The sequence below is a fragment of the Pseudomonas sp. LPB0260 genome (assembly GCF_013388395.1).
Genome location: NZ_CP058247.1, coordinates 2979094 through 2996699, shown reverse-complemented (window position 1 = coordinate 2996699; position 17606 = coordinate 2979094). Strand labels below are relative to the sequence as shown.

Here is a 17606-nt window from a genome sequence, read left to right as displayed (position 1 = left end):
GCGGGGCCCACGTCGAACTGCTCAGCGCCCAGGAGTCACACGTGGCTCCGGGCGAGGGGCTGGAACACCGGCGGCACATCGCCGAAAGGAGCGACGCCCCATACAGCTCGCCGACACCCGCCACCTCCTGACGAATGCCGACAACGCGTATACCTGAAAAAAGAGCTGTTTCTTTTGGCTGGAAGTAACCGCCACACAAACGGTACCGAGCGAAGTATCAACTCACGCTATAGAAGGAACTGATACCAAGACGAAGTACCATCCGCAAAGTTTTCAGGGCATCGTTAAAACAGAACATTTGCACGCCGAGCAACTATCGCAAGAGCGCTATTAAAATGGCGCCAAAATAATAACCTGGAACGCACCCCATTGAAGCGCTTGCATGCCCCCCCCGACAACCAACCCAATACACGACACCTGCATGGGCACTACTCAAAAAAGCCCCGACTACAGCGCCCTCTGTAATCACTGTATGCCGCGATCTAGAGCCTTCAACCCGACCATCAAACGTCGAGCATAGCGTTACGCAGACCAAAAAGCCGGATTCGAACTTATCGATCGTCGGTGCTTGACCTAGAAAGCGGCAACCAGCTCTTCGCCCGCAGAAATTACCGGCTACAAATATTATTACTCCCCACTTCTCAGCAGCATGGCTTATCGCTACTATCCGCCCCCACGAGTCCTTCGAAGCAGTCACCCATAACTGGGGAAATCTGCCAAGTATCAATCATCTGTTTTATCCGACTTGCCCCAGCCCCGTGCCCGCCTAAGAACGGCCTGAAAAGCCCTTCCTCGAAGAACGCGGCCCTGCAACCCTGCAGCTTACAGGCCTGTTACTTCGTAAAAACGGACTTCCCAAAGTTTCCCTAAGGAAGGTCTGAAGTAGCCCGGTCTCTGCCGCCGACTTCATCCTCCGCTGATTTTAAAAGCGGGCAGTCGATCAAAATTGACTAGATAGCCCACTCATTTCTCCGCTTTTTCGCCGCCGTGAGCACCTCGCGGCAGCCATTTCCCACTTTACAGACGCACCTCTCCTGCGGTGGTCAGCAAATGTCGACGCGCCATCCACAGATTCGACAGTGCGAACAGCGTCATTAGCTGCGCGGTATTCTTGGCCAGGCCACGGAACCGCACCTTCACGTATCCGAACTGACGCTTGATCACCCGAAATGGGTGCTCGACCTTGGCGCGCACCTGCGCCTTGGCCTTTTCGATCTTGCGCTTGGCTTTGTACAGGGCACTGCGTTTATCGAGTTTCTTGTAGGTGCTACGACGAGCCGCGACCTGCCAGATGACTGCGCGGCCAGCATGCTCGGCGCGCTTTTCGACGCCGGTGTAGCCCGCATCGGCGCAGACGACGTTCTCGTCACCGTGCAGCAGCCTGTCGACCAGGGTGACATCCGCCACGTTTGCCGCCGTGCCGACCACGCTGTGCACCAGCCCTGACTCGTCATCCACGCCGATGTGGGCCTTCATGCCGAAGTAGTACTGGTTGCCTTTCTTGGTCTGGTGCATCTCCGGGTCGCGCTTGCCGTCCTTGTTCTTGGTCGAACTGGGCGCATGGATCAACGTGGCGTCGACGATGGTGCCCTGGCGCAGCGACAGACCGCGATCACCGAGATAGCCGTTGATCACCGCCAGTATCCCGGCCGCCAGCTCGTGTTTTTCCAGCAGCCGGCGGAAGTTGAGGATGGTGGTTTCGTCCGGAATGCGCTCTAGGCTCAGCCCGGCAAACTGGCGCAGGATGGTGGTCTCGTACAGCGCCTCTTCCATGGCCGGATCGCTGTAGCCGAACCAGTTCTGCATCAGATGAATACGCAGCATGGCCAGCAGCGGGTAGGCGGGCCGGCCGCCTTCACCCTTCGGATAGCGCGGCTCAATCAGGGCAATCAGTCCCTTCCACGGCACCACCTGATCCATCTCGATCAGGAACAGTTCCTTGCGAGTTTGCTTGCGCTTGCCGGCGTACTCGGCGTCGGCGAAGGTCATCTGCTTCATGGAATAACTCGGGTGGCGGGTTCGACCTATTTCACCAGATTCAGGAAGTCTTTTTCAGAGTGTCCCTAATAACACCGAGCCGCCGGATTTGCGGCGCATTGAACGGCCTCCCGGCCAGCCAAGGATGATGATCCGATGCTCCCTATTAAACGCACTCGCCTACCGGCCGCCGCCGCGCTGGGGCTGAACCCGCTGGCCCTGGCCATCGCCCTGTCGCTCGCAACGCCCGCGCTGGCTGACGGCATCCAGCAATTCCCAAACCTGGTCGGCTGGAGCAACGATCCGCTGCTCAGCGCCGACGGCAGCACCGTGAGCGGGACGGCCTACAACAACGATACCGAGAAAGAGTTCGCCTTCCGCTGGACCCAGGCTGGCGGCCTCCAGGACTTCACAGCACCCAGCGGCAATCGACTCTATGTCAATGCCATCAACGCCGACGGCAGCGCGGCGGTGGGTTACAGCCAAGACACCAATGCTCATAAGTATCACGCTTTCCGCTGGACCCAGGGCGGAGGCACGCAGTTCCTCGGTTCCCTCGGCGGCAGTTTCTCAAGCGCGCACGCCATCAGCGCCGACGGCAGCGCGGTGGTAGGCGAGTCTAATGCAAACGACGACGAGCGCTTTGCGTTCCGCTGGACCGAGACCCACGGCATGCAGAACCTTGGCACCCTCGGCGGCAGTTTCTCAAGCGCGCACGCCATCAGCGCCAACGGTAGCGCGGTGATTGGCCACAGCACTATTGATGACGCGAATTATGGCTACCACGCCTTCCACTGGACCGAGACCAGCGGCATGCAAGACCTCGGCACCTTAGAAGGCCACCGCTATTCCTTCGCCAGTGCCATCAGCGCCAACGGCAGCGTGGTGGCAGGCACCAGTTTTGACTGGTCGAACCTTGCCTTCCGCTGGACCGAGACCAGCGGCATACAAGGCCTCGGCACCCTCGGCGGCCCCGATTCATATGCCAACGCCCTCAGCGCCGACGGCAGCGTGGTGGTGGGCGTATCCACTACAAGCAGCAGCGAGTCCCATGCGTTCCGCTGGACCGAGACCCTCGGCATGCAAGACCTTGGCACCCTCGGCGGCGACTCATCTGAAGCCTACGCCATCAGCGCCGACGGCGGCGTGGTGGTGGGCATAACTGATGACGCGAATCATAAAAGACGCGCCTTTCGCTGGAGCGCCGCCAGCGCAATGCAGAGTATTGAAGACTGGCTGACCAGCAACGGTGTTGCGGTCGACGCCAACGCAGCCAAAACCTCATTGGCCACCGGCGTCAGCGCAGACGGCAACGTGGTGGTGGGCCGGCTGGATAACGGTCAGGCTTTCCTGGCCCGGCTCAACGGCCTGATCAGCATCGTCGACTACCAGCAGAGTCTGGCCCAGGCCTCGGCCATGACCCCGGCCCTGGCGGCGTCCGCCAGCGATATGGTGCTGCACGGTGCCCATGGCAGCCCGATGCGCAGCCTGGTCGGCGAAGGCCGCACCAGCGTCTGGGTCGGCGGCGACTACGGCCGCCAGGACAGCGCCGGGCGCGACGCCCGGCTTGGCTCGGGAGAGATCGGTGTGGCCAAGAACTTTGGCCAAGGCGTACAACTGAACCTGGCGTTGGGCCGCAGCGACAACTCAGCCGCCGGCGACTTCGGCGGCGCCAGCCAGCTGCGCAGCACCTACGTTCTGCCGCAGTTGATCGTGCAACTGCCCAACACCACGCTGTACACCAGCTTCAGCGCGCTCTATGGCGATGGCAAGGCGGACATCGACCGCGGCTACCTGAACGCCGGCAGGGAAGTACAGTCGCACGGCAGCACGGATGTGCAGACCTTGGGCGCGCGCCTGCGCCTGGACTGGCTCGACGCCTACACCCTGGGCCAGGCCGCCTTCACCCCCTACACCAGCATCAGCTACCTGCAAAGCAAGCTCGACGCCTACAGCGAAACCAGCGGCAGCTTCCCGGCCACCTGGAACAGCCGCACCGAGCGTTCGACCACCGGCCGCGTCGGCCTGGACACGGTCTACAGCCTCACGCCTCAGGTCAGGTTGCTGGCGCGACTGGAAGGCGTGCACCGCTTCGAGGATCGCAGCGCCAGTGCTCAGGGCGAGATCCATGGCCTGAGCAGCTTCGATCTGAACGGCCAGGAAGTTGAGCAGAACTGGCTGCGCGCCGCCGTCGGCGCCGAAAGCCAGCTGGGCCAGGGCATCGGCTCGCTAATGGTCAACGGTACCAGCGAAGGCAGCGACCCAGACTACTGGGTCGCCGCCAGCTACAAATGGCTGTTCTGAAGCAGGTACGGTGCGCAAGCGCCTGACCAGTTGACTGGCAATGCCGAGGATGCCCGTATCTGCGATACGGGCATTTTCATTTCGACGCCAGCCTGCCGGATATCGAAGCCTGCCCCGGGTGATACAGCAGCCGTTGCACCAATGGCTGTTGCGTCGAACAGCGCCGAGACCGTCACACGCAGTACCAAGGCAGGGAAAAGGCGGCAGGATGCGCCCCAGCACCCGCGCCGGCACCGTCAGCGGGCGGGCCAGAATCAGCCCTTCGCCCGAGGCCGGATAGACGCCGGTCAGCGCGGTGATATTGACCTGATGGGAAACCAGCACCATTACCGTGCCGGACATATAGCCGTTGACCGCCTCGACCAGCTCAGCCGTCTGCCCCGCCGCCCGCGAACGATCGCCAAAGAAGGAGTCAAGCGCCGGCAATGGCTCGACGGGCCCCAGGTTCATTTCCACGGCGGTGTCGCGGGCCCGGCACCAGCGGCTGCTGAACAGGCGCGGCCGCTCGATGCCCTGGCTGCGCAGCAGTTGCCCCCAGCGCCGCGCCTCATCCCGGCCACGCTGGTCCAGATTGCGCTGGGTCGCGCAGTCGCCCAGACGAAAATCCGCCGGGTCGCCCATGCCCGGCGCACTGGCATGCCGCAGCACAAGCACGGCACGGCCCGCGCGCAGGGCATCCCAGGCCGCAGCCTGGTCGGCCTGGGCCCAGCCCGGCAGCAGCTGCCAGGCAAGCAGCAGGAACGCTAACGCACGTGCCACGGGTTCAGAGGCTGACGTTGCCCCGCGGCCCCGCCAACGCCCAGATGATCAGGCCGATCACCGGCAGGAAGATGATCAACAGCACCCAGAGCACCTTCTTGCCGGTGTCGGCGCCGCTCTTGACCACGTTGATGATGGCCCAGATATCCAGGGCCAGGATGATCAGGCCAAGCAGGCCATTCAAGGTGGAACCCATGGGGACACTCCTGTGTTGAGGGTTGCCCCCGAAGGATAGCCGGCAATTCGCGCAGACCGCCCGCGAGGGCGACCGCGCGACGCCTCACAGGCGCTCGAGGTCGATCAGCGCGAAGCTGGCGACGGTCTCGTGGCCGGCCAGCTCGCCGCCCTCGCGGGCCAGGCCGACGGTCTGCATGCCGGCCGCCCGGGCGGCGTCCAGTTCCTCGACGATATCCGAAAGGAAGACGATCTCCTTGGCCGGACAACCGATGGCCTGGGTGATGCTGCGGTAGGACTGGGCGTCACGCTTGGGCCCGCTGGTGGTGTCGAAATAGCCGCTGAACAGCGGCGTCAGGTCACCGGCCTCGGAACAGCCGAAGATCAGCTGCTGCGCCTGGATCGACCCGGAGGAGTAGACGTACAGGTCGTAGCCCCGCTGCTTCCAGCGCTTGAGCGCCTCCACCGCATCGGGGTAGACATGCCCCTTGAGCTGACCGGCGCGGTAGCCCTCGGCCCAGACCATGCCTTGCAGGGCCTTGAGTGGCGTGGCCTTGCGATCGGCGGCGATCCAGCCGAGGAGAATCTCGATCACGCGCTCGACATCGGCATCGGCCTCGCCGGCTTCGGCGCGCACCGCGGCCAACTGCTCGGCCACCTGTGGCTCATCGGCATGCGCCCGGACGAAGTCCGGCAGGTGCTTGGCGGCATAGGGAAACAGCACGTCGAAGACGAAGCTCACCGCGCTGGTGGTGCCTTCGATATCGGTAAGGATGGCTTTGATCGGCATGCAAACTCCAAACATGGGGTGGAGGGCGCCAGCCCCCGTGACTCGGCAATGGCGGCGACGCGCGTCGCCGCCAGCAGCGGTTCAGTCGTCCAGGCGCGGGAAGCGGCTGGCGATGTCTTCGCCGGTGAACTGGGCGACCCAGCCTTCCGGGTTGTTGAACAGGCGGATCGCCACGAAATGCGGGTGCTCGCCCATGTCGAACCAGTGGCGGGTGCCGGCCGGCACCGATATCAGGTCGTTCTTCTCGCACAGCACGGCGTACACGTAGTCGTCGATGTGCAGGGTGAACAGGCCGCGGCCGGCGACGAAGAAGCGCACCTCGTCCTCGGCATGGCGGTGTTCGTCGAGGAACTTGGCGCGCAGCTCGGCCTTCTGCGGGTGATCGTCGCTGAGGCTGACCACGTCGACCGTGACGTAGCCGCGCTCGCTCATCAGCTGTTCGATCTGCGGGCGATAGGCGGCGATCACCTCGTCCTGGCTGGCGCCGGGGGCGATCGGCGCCACGGCCTGCCAGCGCTCGAAGCGCACGCCGACCGCGGCCAGGGTGCTGGCGATGTCCTCGAGGTGGGTCAGCACCTTGTTCGGCTGTTCGGGGGAGGATTCGTGGTAGACGCTCAGGCTGCTCATGCTCGGGCTCTCGCTGTGAGGGGGATGGTCAGGGTCAGGCTTTGTGCAGGGCACGCACCTTCAACTCGCATTCGAAGAGGAACTCGAAGGCTTCGATCTGGCGCAGCGCGTCGCTCATCCGCGCGCCCCAGGTGTACAGGCCGTGGCCGCGGATCAGGTAGCCGACGCAGTCCGGATGGGCGTCCAGCCAGGGCTGCACCTTGGCCGCCAGGCGGGCGATGTCCTGATCGTTGTCGAAGATCGGCACCTCGACCTGGGATTCGTGGCTGGTGACGCCGGAAAAGGCCTTCTGCAACTCGTAGTCGGCGAACACCAGCGACTCGCTCAGGCACAGGCGCGACAGCACCGTGGCGTTGACCGAGTGGGTGTGCAGCACCGCGCCGATCTCCGCCTTCCAGTTGTACAGCTGGGTATGCAGCAGGGTCTCGGCCGAGGGCTTCTTGCCCGCCTCCAGGCTGCGCCCCTGCATATCGGTGGCCAACACGTCGTCCGGCCCCAGCTCGCCCTTGTGCTTGCCGGACACGGTCAGCAACGCCTCGCTGGCCGACAGCCGCGCCGAATAGTTGCTGCTGGTGGCCGGCGACCAGCCGCGACCGTACAGGAAGCGGCCGGCGTCGATGATCTGTTGGGCGAGTTGTTCGCGGGTCGGGCTCATGGCCTCTCCTCTTGCAAGCGGGTGGCGGTGATGACGGCAGCGGCCAGGGCGACCAGGCTGGCGATGGCAAAGGTCCAGGCCGGGCCCAGGCTGTTCCAACTGTAACCGGAGTACAGCGCGCCGAGCGCGCCGCCTATCCCGGCGAGGGTGGCATACAGGGCTTGGCCCTGGCCCTGCTGGCGGTCGGCGAAGCTGCGCTGGACGAAGTGGATGGCGGCGGCATGAAAGCTGCCGAAGGTCGCCGCGTGCATCAGCTGGGCGAACAGCAGCACCGCCAGGTGGTCGGCCAGGTTGCCGAGCAGCAGCCAGCGCAGCGCGGTGATCAGGAAGCTGGCGAGCAGCACGCTGCGCAGCGAAAAACGCGCCAGCAGGCGGGCCATGAACAGGAACAGCACGATCTCGGCGACCACGCCCAGGGCCCAGAGCTGGCCGATCAGGCCACGCGCATAACCCAGGGCCTCCAGGTGCAGGGTGAGGAAGGTGTAGTAAGGACCGTTGCTCAGCTGCATCAGGCCGACACTGAGGTAGAACGCCAGAATGCCGGGGCGCCGCAGCTGCTTGAGGAAACCGCCCAGGGCCGGGTCGCTCGGGCGCATCTGCGGCTCGGCGCTGGGCACCCAGAAGCTGCTGATGACGATGCCGGCCATGATCAGCACCAGGGCCCAGGGAAAGGCGTCCAGGCTGACGAACTCGAACAGCTTGCCCAGGCCCACCACCGCGACGATGAAACCGATACTGCCCCACAGGCGGATCTCGCTGTAGCGGGTCGCCCGCTCGCGCAGATGGGCCAGGGTGATCACCTCGAACTGCGGCAGTACCGCGTGCCAGAAGAACGCATGGCTGGCCATGATCAGCGCCAGCCAGGCATAGCTCTGGCTGACGAAGATGCCGGCGAAGCACAGCAGGGTGCAGATCGCGCCGAAGCGCACGATGGCCAGGCGCCGCCCGCTGTAGTCGCCCAGCCAGCCCCACAGGTTGGGGGCGATGCAGCGCATCAGCATGGGGATGGCCACCAGCTCGCCGATACGCGCGGCGGAAAACCCCAGATGATCGAAGTACAGCGCCAGGAACGGCGCCACGGCGCCGAGCAGGGAGAAATAGCAGAAGTAGAAGCCGGACAGGCGCCAGTACGGCATGGGCGCACTCATGGCCAGGCGCCCACCGGGGCAGAACACGGCGTCAGCCGGGGGAGCCGGTACCGGGCCGTGCGGCACACGGCCCGGCCGCAAGCGCTCATCACAGTTGCGGCAGCACCGGCGTGGCGACGCTGACGCCGGCGTTCTGGCCGCGGTGCCGCAGCAGGTGGTCCATCAGCACGATGGCCATCATCGCCTCGGCGATCGGCGTAGCGCGGATGCCCACGCAGGGGTCGTGGCGGCCCTTGGTGATCATCTCCACCGGGTTGCCGTCGATATCGATCGAACGCCCCGGAGTGGTGATGCTGGAGGTCGGCTTGAGCGCCAGGTGAGCGACGATCGGCTGGCCGCTGGAGATACCACCGAGGATGCCGCCGGCGTTGTTGGACAGGAAGCCCTCCGGCGTCAGCTCGTCGCGGTGCTCGGTACCGCGCTGGGCCACGCTGGCGAAACCGGCGCCGATCTCCACGCCCTTGACCGCGTTGATGCTCATCAGGGCATGGGCCAGCTCGGCGTCCAGGCGGTCGAAGATCGGCTCGCCGAGGCCGGGCATGACGCCCTCAGCAACCACGGTGATCTTGGCCCCGACCGAATCCTGGTCGCGACGCAGCTGGTCCATGTAGGCCTCAAGCTCCGCCACCTTGTCCGGATCTGGGCTGAAGAAGGCATTCTGCTCGACGCTGTCCCAGCTCTTGAACGGAATCTCGATGGGGCCGAGCTGGCTCATGTAGCCGCGAATGACGATGCCCTGGGTGGCCAGGTATTTCTTGGCGATGGCGCCGGCCGCCACGCGCATGGCGGTTTCGCGCGCCGAACTGCGGCCGCCGCCACGGTAGTCGCGGATGCCGTACTTGTGGTGGTAGCTGTAGTCGGCATGGGCCGGGCGGAACAGGTCCTTGATTGCCGAGTAGTCCTTGGACTTCTGGTCGGTGTTGCGGATCAGCAGACCGATGGCGCAACCGGTAGTCTTGCCCTCGAACACCCCGGAGAGGATCTCCACCACGTCGTCTTCCTGACGCTGGGTGGTGTGGCGGCTGGTGCCGGGCTTGCGCCGGTCGAGGTCGCGCTGCATGTCCTCAAGGCTCAGCTCCAGCCCCGGCGGGCAGCCGTCGACGATGGCGACCAGGGCCGGACCATGGCTTTCGCCGGCGGTGGTGACGGTGAACAGCTTGCCGTAGGTATTGCCGGACATGTGCAAAAGGCTCCGCGGAAATCGACTCCGGACCGGCCGCCACAGCGCGCCAGGCCCCACTCAGTAAAGCCGGCGAGTATACCCGCGGCGCCGGTTCAGTTCACCCTCGAAGCTGGGGCCGTCGACGGCGGCCCAGCCTTGCCACGCCCGCGGCGCCAGCCGATAGTGCCGCTGGCCCGACCGCCCGACGGAAGCGCTGGCTGTACTCCGCCGACCGGCGCCGTCCCGACCTCCAGCCCGGACAAGGTCGGCCGATAAGACGGTTACCCGTTCCACCGCGCGCACAGGATTGCCAGCCATGATCGACCCCCAACCCCAGGAGCCCACCCCCGAGCGCCCGGCCGATACGCCGGCGACAGAGGCGATGCCCCACCCCTGGGCGAATCTCGACCCCGAGCAGTTCCGCCTGCTGCGCCTGGCGCCACTGCCGGCCGACCGCAATACCGGGTTGCGGCCGCTACGCTTCGCCCAACTGGGCCGGGTGGTGCGCCATAGCAAGGCGCAAAGCCTGCTGCGCCTGCAGGTGCAATTGCACGGACAGCGCCTGCGCCCCGAACAGAACCTGCTGGAGGTGTGGATCGACCACCGCAACAAGGAAGTGCGCTTCGGCCCTGAAGGCGGCCTGCAGGTGGAACCGGGCAACCGCGGCCTCGGCCGCCTCCTGCTGGCCCAGGGCATCGCCTGGGCCAAGCAGCATTGTGGTCACTATCAGATCCAGGGGGGCCTGCTGCCGGCCAAGACGGTGGGCAGCGAAGACGCCAAGGCGCGCCGTGATCGCTGTCTGCTGGCCCAGGGGTTCACCCTCGACTACCTCGACCCGCTGCAACTGATGGCGTTCTATGGCGCACCGCGGGTCGCCACGCTGCATGAGGACTGGAATGTCGACAAGGTGCAGATAGTCGACACCCTCGAAACCGCCGCCATGCTGCAGCAGGCCGACCAGACGCTGCACGAGCAGGCGGTGAAGATCCGCAAGCTGGAAGAGCGCATCGACCGCCTCAGGCGCGAGGACAGCACCCTGCGCTTCACCATTGGCTGCCTGGTAGCGTTCAGCCTGTTCCAGGCCGGCTTGCTGGTCTGGATTGCCACACGCTAGATTTCCCGCAGACCTGTCGCCAGGCACGCTTCCAAGCAACAAGGACGTATTGATGCGCAAGGCCGAGCGCCTGTTCCAGCTGGTCAACTTCATTCGCGTACACCAGCCGATCACCGCTGCGGCCCTGGCCAGCCGGCTGTCGGTCTCCGTGCGCAGCATCTACCGCTATATCGACGATCTGTCGCTCAGCGGCATTCCCATCTATGGAGAGCCGGGCCTGGGCTACCGCCTGCAGGAACACTTTGAACTACCACCCCTGAACCTCAGCAGCGCGGAGCTCGAGGCCCTGCTGCTGGCCGTTGCCATGGTCGACGCATCGACCGGCAAGCAGTTCGCCCAGGCAGCTCGCTCACTGCAAAGCAAAATAGAGGCAGCCCTGCCCTGCGGCAGCCATGCCATAGCTGCCAAGGCCCACGTCATCCAATTGCAGCAGCACGGGCGGCCCACCCAGCATTGGGACCGGCTCTGGCAGGCCATCGAGCAGGACCAGGCGATCGAGCTCGACTACCTGTCCCTTCCCGGCCAGCGCTCCCGGCGCATCCTGCATCCACTGGGGCTGTTCTACTGGGGCGGCAAGTGGACCCTCGGCGCCTGGTGCTGCTTGCGGTCGGCCTACCGGGACTTCCGCCTCGACCGCATCGAGCAGCTAGCCGCCGTATCGAGCGCCCCGTCGCGGCCCGATGCCGTGAACCTGGCCGACTACCTGCGCAGCCGCAGCAAGGATTGGCACGCGCAAATCACCACTGACAGCACGTTGTCAGTGGCGGCTCCCTAAGATGGCGCCTCCCCCACCACAGGAGCACTGCCATGCACGCCTCACCCCTGCAGCAATTCGGCGGTATGGAAATCGCCTACTTCAAACTCAAGCCTGGCGCCAGCGAGCAGGCCCTGCTGCGCGTCGCCGCGCTGATCGAACGGGACTTCTTCGCCGGACTGCCGGACCTGGTCCATCACGAACTGATCAAGGGGGCCGACGGCCTGTATGCCGACCTCACGTTCGCCACCAGCCAAGCCAGGGCCGAAGAGATTTGTGCACAGTGGGCGCAGAACCCTCACGCAGAAGACTACCTGGCGCTATTGGCCGAGGACTCCACCCAGCTGACCTTCTGGAGCCGTCTGTAGTAACGCCGCAAGCCGGCGGGTGCTAAAGGCGCGATTGGAACAGTGCCTGATGCTCCCGGCACTGCCGGGCCGCCAGCAGGAACACGCCGTGCCCGCCGCGCTCGAACTCCAGCCAGGTGAAGTCCACCTCCGGGTACAGCGCCTCGACATGCACCTGGCTGTTGCCGACCTCGACGATCAACAGGCCCTGCTCGGTCAGGTGGTCGGCGGCCTCGGCCAGCATGCGCCGCACCAGGTCCAGGCCATCGTCGCCGCAGGCCAGGCCCAGCGCCGGCTCGTGCTGGTATTCGGCCGGCATGTCGGCGAAGTCCTCGGCGTCCACATAGGGCGGATTGGAAACGATCAGGTCGAAACGCTGCCCCGGCAGACCGGCGAAGCCGTCGCCCTGCACCGTGTAGACGCGCTCCTCGAGACCATGCCGCTCGATATTCTGGTTGGCCACCTCGAGCGCCTCGAAGGACAGGTCGGCCAACACCACCTCGGCCTCGGGAAACTCGTAGGCGCAGGCGATGCCGATGCAACCGGAGCCGGTGCACAAGTCGAGGATGCGCGCCGGCTCAGCCGGCAACCAGGGCTGAAAATGCTGCTCGATCGACTCGGCAATGGGTGACCGGGGGATCAGCACGCGCTCGTCGACCAGAAACGGCAGGCCGCAGAACCAGGCCTCACCCAGCAGGTAGGCGGTCGGCACGCGTTCGCCGATACGCCGCTCGAGCAGATCATGCAGCAGCGCATGCTCGTCGTCTTCCAGGCGGCAATCGAGGTAGCTGTCGGCGATTTCCCAGGGCAGATGCAGGGCCCCCAGCACCAGCTGGCGCGCCTCGTCCCAGGCATTGTCAGTGCCATGCCCATGAAACAGCCCTTCGCCATGGAAGCGGCTGACCGCCCAACGGATGTAATCACGCAGGGTGCGCAGGCGGGTTTTGCTGGCGGGCGAAGGGGCGGTCACAGGCTGTCTCCGGAAAAAAGAGCGTGCAGTTTAGCCGAACGGCTCAGCCGCGACGCATTGCCGAACGAAAACGCCGCACTGCCCCTCAAGTACCGCTGCCAAAGCCCAGGGCGCACCGATATAATTTGAAACGATTTTTTAGCCCTTCCTATCCCTTCCCTCGAGACTCCCCCTAAATGGTCATAGAACCCTTCTCGCTCACGGGCTTGCTCGTGCTGGCGATATTCCTGATTGGAATGACGCTTATCATTTTTGAAGCACAACTAGAGATGGATAAATTCAAGCCGGCCATGTTCATGATGTCCGGCTTGATCGTAATTGGCGCTCACTACGCCCTCACCGACCCCAACGGCTTCCAGTATTTCCTCCACGCCCAGAGCGAGACCAAGGAGGAGCTGTTCGGCCTGATCGCCTTCATGGCCTTCATGTGGATGGTGGTGGAACTGCTCAACGAGCGGAACGTGTTTACCGCGCTGAACGGCTACCTGATGCGCAAGGGCCTGGGCGCCAGGGGCATGTTCTGGGCCACCGGCGCGCTGTCGGCGCTGCTCTCGCCCTTCCTCAACAACATCACCACGGCGATGATCTTCGGCAAGACGGTCAAGAGCATCTCCGTCCACCAGCGCTACACCCATGTGGCGCTGTGCAATATCGTGGTCGCCTCCAACAGCGGTGTGTGGTTTCTCGGCACGTCCACCAGCCTGATGGTGGTACTGGCCGGCAAGATCAGCATCGCCGGCCTGCTGCTGCTGATTCCCTCGGCGCTGATCGGCTGGCTGCTGTTCGCCGCCACCCTGCACCTGTTCTACCTGCGCAAGCTCGACGGTGAAACCCTGATCCACCGGGCGGACCAGTCGGAGACCGCGCTCAAGCCCGGCGGCGCTGGCCTGGCCGTGGTCGGTCTGGTGTCCATCGTCGGCGCGGTGCTGTGCAACATCCTGCTCAAGGTCAGCATCGAGTTCGCCATCGGCATCGCCCTGGGCATGGTCGCCCTGTATGCCTGGCTGCTGATGCACCGCGGCATCGAGCTGCCCTGGCAGGACCAGCTGCAGAAGGTGGAATGGAACGCCCTGCTGTTCTTCATCGGCATCATCACCTCGGTCTCGGCCCTGAATCACGTCGGCTGGCTGACCTACATCTCGCAGCTGTTCGAGCTGCTGAGCCCGACCGCGGTCAACATGATCCTCGGCGTCGCCTCCGGGGTGATGGACAACGTACCGGTGGAAGCGGCGGCGCTGATGTCCAATCCGCAGCTGGGTCTCGATCAGTGGGCGCTCAACGCGCTGATGGTGGGGATCGGCGGCTCGCTGACCGTGGTCGGTTCGGCCGCCGGGGTGATGGCCATGTCACTCGACAAGAGCTACAGCTTCGGCGTGCACCTGAAGTTCCTGCCGGCCATTCTGGTCAACTTCTTCGGTTCGCTGGGCATCTGGTACCTGCAGTTCCAGGTATTCGGCCTCTACTGACGCCGCAGGCCGCAAGCGCCCGCCCTAGTGGCATTGCCACCGGGGTGGGCGCCGCCACCCACCAGGCGACTCGTTGCGCCCCCGCGCAGAGGTTCACAGCGACGCCGTAGAAGAGGACAATGAAGCCTGTGGTCCGCGCCAGCGAGGAAGCTCCGCCATGTCTCATCCGCAAACCCTGTTCCAACTCACCGGCCGCGCCCACGCGCCGGCCAATCTGAGCAATTCGACCCTGGTGATCATCGATGCCCAGGAGGAGTACCGCAGCGGCGTGCTGCAGCTGCCCGGCCTGGACGAAGCACTCGCGGAAATCGCCAAACTGCTGTCGGCGGCACGTGACGCCGGTACCTCGATCGTCCACGTCAAACACCTGGGGATTCCCGGCGGCCTGCTCGATCCGCGTAGCCCCCGCGGCCAGCATCTGCCGGAGGTCGTGCCACTGCCCGGCGAAGCCGTGGTGGAAAAACGCCTGCCGAACGCCTTCGCCGGCACCGATCTGCATGAGCGCCTGCAGGCGCTGGGTCACCTCGACCTGATCATCTGCGGTTTCATGACTCACTCGAGCATCAGTACCACCGTGCGCGCGGCCAAGGACTACGGCTACCGCTGCACCCTGGTCGACGCCGCCTGCGCCACCCGCGACCTGCCGACCCCGGACGGCCAGGTGATCGCCGCCGCCGAGGTGCATCGCATCGAGATGATCGCCCTGGCCGACAACTTCGCCGCCCTGGTGCCCCAGGCCAGCGCGCTGATCTGAGGCGCCGCCCCCCCGGCCTGTGCGCCCCACGGCCCCGCGGCGGCGTCGAACAGCGCCATCCGCCGACCCGCGCACGGCAATCGGCGGAACCCGGGGGTAACCTGCCGGTCCTACCGCCGATAGCCACAGAGGAAGTCGGGATGAAGTTATCCGATGGTTTCAACGCCCGCCACCTGCGACCGCGCAGCCACCGCAACTGGCGCCTGCGCCTGGCCGCCATGCTGGCCGCGCTGTTCGCCGCCTTCGGTGTACTGCTGGCGATGGCCGGTGCGGCCACGCTGCTGGGCCGCCCGCCGGCGCTGGGCGCGCTGAACGACTCGCCCGCCGCCGCCTCGCTGCTGCTGGGCTTGGGCCTGCTGCTGCTCTGGGTCGGCGTCGCAGTCTGGCGCATGTGCCGGCGGCGCCTGCGCCGCCCCAGCGACCTGAGCCTGGCGCCGCACCTGATGAAGAAGCGCGGCTGATCGGCGCAGCACAGCGGGCCCTAGCTTGGTTAAACTAGCGGCCTTCGCGGAGGCCCAGATGCAAGACGACGATTTTTCCCTGTTCCAAGCCCAGCTGCGCGGCGTCAAGCCGCTCAAGCACGACCGTGCCGACACCGGCAAGGCCAAGCCCGACCGCGCCCGCCTGAACGCCCTGCGCCAGGCCGCCACGGAACGCGTCGACGGGATCAAGGTCGACGGCCTTTCCGACCAGTTCGTCATCGACGTGGGGGCCGAAGATCCCCTGTACTGGGCCGCCAACGGCGTCCAGGAAGGCCAGATGCGCAAGCTCAAGCTCGGCCAGATAGGCTTCGACGGCAGCCTCGACCTGCACGGCATGAACGTCGAGAAGGCGCGCGACACCCTGTGGGAATTTCTCGCCGAAGCCGCCAAGCTGGAAATTCGCTGCGTGCGCGTCACCCACGGCAAGGCGGTGCGCATGGATGGCCGCAAGCCGATGATCAAGAGCCACGTAAACACCTGGCTGCGCCAGCACCCGCAGGTACTCGGCTTCACCTCCTGCCTGGCCAAGCACGGCGGCACCGGCGCCGTCTATGTGATGCTCAAGCGCACCATGATGGATGGCCGCGACGAATAGCGGCCGTGCCACCCTTGCCAGCGAGCCTGCCGCGCCCTACCCTGCGCCCCTGCTCCCCATCTGAAGGTCCACAGGTAGATCCATGTCCCTGGAACAGCATTACACCGCGATTCTCGGCCAACTTGGCGAGGACGCCTCCCGCGAAGGCCTGCTCGACACGCCCAAGCGCGCCGCCAAAGCGATGCAGTACCTTTGCCGCGGCTATCAGCAAACCCTGGAAGAGGTCACCAACGGTGCGCTGTTCAGCTCCGACAACAGCGAAATGGTGTTGGTGAAGAACGTCGAGCTGTACTCCCTGTGCGAACACCACCTGCTGCCGTTCATCGGCAAGGCCCATGTGGCCTATATCCCCGATGGCAAGGTGCTCGGCCTGTCCAAGGTGGCGCGGATCGTCGACATGTTCGCGCGTCGCCTGCAGATCCAGGAGAACCTCAGCCGGCAGATCGCCGAGGCGATCCAGGAAGTTACCGGGGCCCTCGGCGTGGCCGTGGTGATCGAGGCCCAGCACATGTGCATGATGATGCGTGGCGTGGAGAAGCAGAACTCCTCGATGATCACCTCGGTGATGCTCGGTGAATTCCGCGAGAATGCGGCCACCCGCAGCGAGTTCCTCAGCCTGATCAAGGACTGATTGAAGGCAGCGACAAAAGAACCGGCCCTGTGCCGGTTTTTTTAGCGCGCGAATTAGCGGCGCGGTTTTTGGCGCAGGGGTTCCAGCAGGGGTGAAAGACCGTTGTGGTCGATTTCCTGCATCAATGCCAACAGGCGACCGATCTCCCCGGCGGGAAAGCCCTCGCGAGCGAACCAATTGAGGTAATGCCCCGGCAGGTCGGCGATCAGCCGCCCCTTGTACTTGCCGAAGGGCATTTCACGGGTCACCAGCAGGCGCAGGTCTTGCGGCTTCATTCGGCACTCACTCAGGACAGGCACAGCATTCATTGCCGGCCGGCATTCGGTTGAGCGTGAATTATGCCCAAAGCCCGCGCAGCCTGCCGCCATTCGGCGCGCACCCGGGCCAGAAACGGCAAACTCGGGTAAGCTGCGCGCCCGCTATTCTCAACCCAGGGTTCTTTGCACGATGCTTATCAAGGCACTCAGAATCGGCCTCGGCCAACTGATCATCTTTCTCGACTTCATCAGCCGCCCGCGCAAGCAGCAACGCACGCCGGCCGCCCAAGCCGCGGTCGAGCAGGCCGCCGCCAGCCTGGCGCTGTACCAGTTCCACGCCTGCCCCTTCTGCGTGAAGACCCGACGCACCCTGCGCAGGCTGAACGTGCCGGTCAGCCTGCGCGACGCCAAGAATGACCCGCAGCATCGCCAGGCGCTGCTGGAACAGGGTGGCAAGATCAAGGTTCCCTGCCTGCGCATCGAGGAAAACGGCCAGAGCACCTGGCTGTATGAATCGAAGGCGATCGTCGCCTACCTGAATCAGCGCTTCGCCGATATCTGACCAGGCAACGACCGAGTCTCGGCAATCGAACATCCGCAAATCGCCGTGCCGGCCTGGGCCTGACCCGGGCCGCCGTGC

General features: G+C 65.1%; 19 protein-coding genes and 1 pseudogene. 10 read left to right on the top strand and 10 right to left on the bottom strand.

Annotated features, from left to right (window positions below; genetic code table 11):
* Nucleotides 1-1017: 1017 nt before the first annotated feature.
* Nucleotides 1018-1998 (bottom strand): IS5 family transposase, encoded by a 981-nt coding sequence (locus LPB260_RS13580; protein ID WP_208709474.1) that lies wholly within the window; start codon nucleotides 1996-1998, stop codon nucleotides 1018-1020.
* Between the two features lie 135 nt (nucleotides 1999-2133).
* On the opposite strand from LPB260_RS13580, the gene LPB260_RS13575 reads away from it, so the two are divergent.
* Nucleotides 2134-4281, top strand: a complete 2148-nt coding sequence (locus LPB260_RS13575; protein ID WP_208709472.1) for an autotransporter domain-containing protein — start codon at nucleotides 2134-2136, stop codon at nucleotides 4279-4281.
* A 198-nt stretch (nucleotides 4282-4479) separates the two neighbouring features.
* On the opposite strand, the pseudogene LPB260_RS13570 reads toward LPB260_RS13575, so the two are convergent.
* From LPB260_RS13570 to aroC, 7 genes and pseudogenes are all read right to left on the bottom strand, one after another.
* A pseudogene (locus LPB260_RS13570) lies at nucleotides 4480-4953 on the bottom strand (histidine phosphatase family protein); the annotation flags it as partial.
* A gap of 91 nt (nucleotides 4954-5044) precedes the next feature.
* Entirely contained in the window at nucleotides 5045-5236 is a 192-nt protein-coding gene (locus tag LPB260_RS13565) for a PLDc N-terminal domain-containing protein (protein ID WP_208709470.1), read from the bottom strand.
* Between the two features lie 84 nt (nucleotides 5237-5320).
* A complete protein-coding gene (gene mtnC, locus LPB260_RS13560; RefSeq protein WP_208709468.1) occupies nucleotides 5321-6004 on the bottom strand; it encodes an acireductone synthase in 684 nt (227 codons plus the stop codon).
* 81 nt (nucleotides 6005-6085) lie between these two features.
* Nucleotides 6086-6631, bottom strand: coding sequence for an acireductone dioxygenase (locus LPB260_RS13555; protein WP_208709466.1), 546 nt, complete (start codon nucleotides 6629-6631; stop codon nucleotides 6086-6088).
* A 34-nt stretch (nucleotides 6632-6665) separates the two neighbouring features.
* Complete coding sequence (locus tag LPB260_RS13550) at nucleotides 6666-7286, bottom strand: methylthioribulose 1-phosphate dehydratase (RefSeq protein ID WP_208709464.1); 621 nt, start codon at nucleotides 7284-7286, stop codon at nucleotides 6666-6668.
* Nucleotides 7283-8434, bottom strand: coding sequence for an MFS transporter (locus LPB260_RS13545; protein ID WP_208709462.1), 1152 nt, complete (start codon nucleotides 8432-8434; stop codon nucleotides 7283-7285). The genes LPB260_RS13550 and LPB260_RS13545 overlap by 4 nt, the downstream gene beginning before the upstream one ends.
* Nucleotides 8435-8522: 88 nt before the next feature.
* Entirely contained in the window at nucleotides 8523-9614 is a 1092-nt protein-coding gene (gene aroC, locus LPB260_RS13540) for a chorismate synthase (RefSeq protein ID WP_208709460.1), read from the bottom strand.
* A gap of 298 nt (nucleotides 9615-9912) precedes the next feature.
* On the opposite strand from aroC, the gene LPB260_RS13535 reads away from it, so the two are divergent.
* The 3 genes from LPB260_RS13535 to LPB260_RS13525 are packed head-to-tail and all read left to right on the top strand — an operon-like array spanning nucleotide 9913 to nucleotide 11832.
* A complete protein-coding gene (locus tag LPB260_RS13535) occupies nucleotides 9913-10710 on the top strand; it encodes a hypothetical protein (RefSeq protein ID WP_208709458.1) in 798 nt (265 codons plus the stop codon).
* A 52-nt stretch (nucleotides 10711-10762) separates the two neighbouring features.
* Nucleotides 10763-11485: a YafY family protein gene (locus LPB260_RS13530; RefSeq protein WP_208709456.1), complete on the top strand. Its 723-nt coding sequence runs from the start codon at nucleotides 10763-10765 to the stop codon at nucleotides 11483-11485.
* A 32-nt stretch (nucleotides 11486-11517) separates the two neighbouring features.
* Entirely contained in the window at nucleotides 11518-11832 is a 315-nt protein-coding gene (locus LPB260_RS13525) for a hypothetical protein (RefSeq protein WP_208709454.1), read from the top strand.
* Between the two features lie 22 nt (nucleotides 11833-11854).
* Here the strand turns inward: LPB260_RS13525 and prmB are convergent, their stop codons facing one another.
* A complete protein-coding gene (gene prmB / locus LPB260_RS13520) occupies nucleotides 11855-12781 on the bottom strand; it encodes a 50S ribosomal protein L3 N(5)-glutamine methyltransferase (RefSeq protein ID WP_208709452.1) in 927 nt (308 codons plus the stop codon).
* A gap of 176 nt (nucleotides 12782-12957) precedes the next feature.
* Here prmB and nhaD point away from each other — a divergent pair, with 176 nt between their 5' ends.
* From nhaD to folE, 5 genes are all read left to right on the top strand, one after another.
* Nucleotides 12958-14247, top strand: coding sequence for a sodium:proton antiporter NhaD (gene nhaD, locus LPB260_RS13515; RefSeq protein WP_371926145.1), 1290 nt, complete (start codon nucleotides 12958-12960; stop codon nucleotides 14245-14247).
* 157 nt (nucleotides 14248-14404) lie between these two features.
* Nucleotides 14405-15001 (top strand): cysteine hydrolase family protein, encoded by a 597-nt coding sequence (locus LPB260_RS13510; RefSeq protein ID WP_208709448.1) that lies wholly within the window; start codon nucleotides 14405-14407, stop codon nucleotides 14999-15001.
* A 140-nt stretch (nucleotides 15002-15141) separates the two neighbouring features.
* Nucleotides 15142-15462, top strand: a complete 321-nt coding sequence (locus tag LPB260_RS13505; protein ID WP_208709446.1) for a hypothetical protein — start codon at nucleotides 15142-15144, stop codon at nucleotides 15460-15462.
* 58 nt (nucleotides 15463-15520) lie between these two features.
* Complete coding sequence (locus tag LPB260_RS13500; RefSeq protein ID WP_208709444.1) at nucleotides 15521-16078, top strand: Smr/MutS family protein; 558 nt, start codon at nucleotides 15521-15523, stop codon at nucleotides 16076-16078.
* 82 nt (nucleotides 16079-16160) lie between these two features.
* Complete coding sequence (gene folE / locus LPB260_RS13495; protein WP_208709443.1) at nucleotides 16161-16709, top strand: GTP cyclohydrolase I FolE; 549 nt, start codon at nucleotides 16161-16163, stop codon at nucleotides 16707-16709.
* A gap of 53 nt (nucleotides 16710-16762) precedes the next feature.
* On the opposite strand, the gene LPB260_RS13490 is transcribed toward folE, so the two are convergent.
* Entirely contained in the window at nucleotides 16763-16984 is a 222-nt protein-coding gene (locus tag LPB260_RS13490; protein WP_208709441.1) for a DUF3820 family protein, read from the bottom strand.
* Between the two features lie 172 nt (nucleotides 16985-17156).
* On the opposite strand from LPB260_RS13490, the gene LPB260_RS13485 reads away from it, so the two are divergent.
* On the top strand, nucleotides 17157-17528 hold the full coding sequence (locus LPB260_RS13485; RefSeq protein WP_208709439.1) for a glutathione S-transferase N-terminal domain-containing protein: 372 nt from the start codon (nucleotides 17157-17159) through the stop codon (nucleotides 17526-17528).
* The last annotated feature ends 78 nt before the right edge of the window (nucleotides 17529-17606 follow it).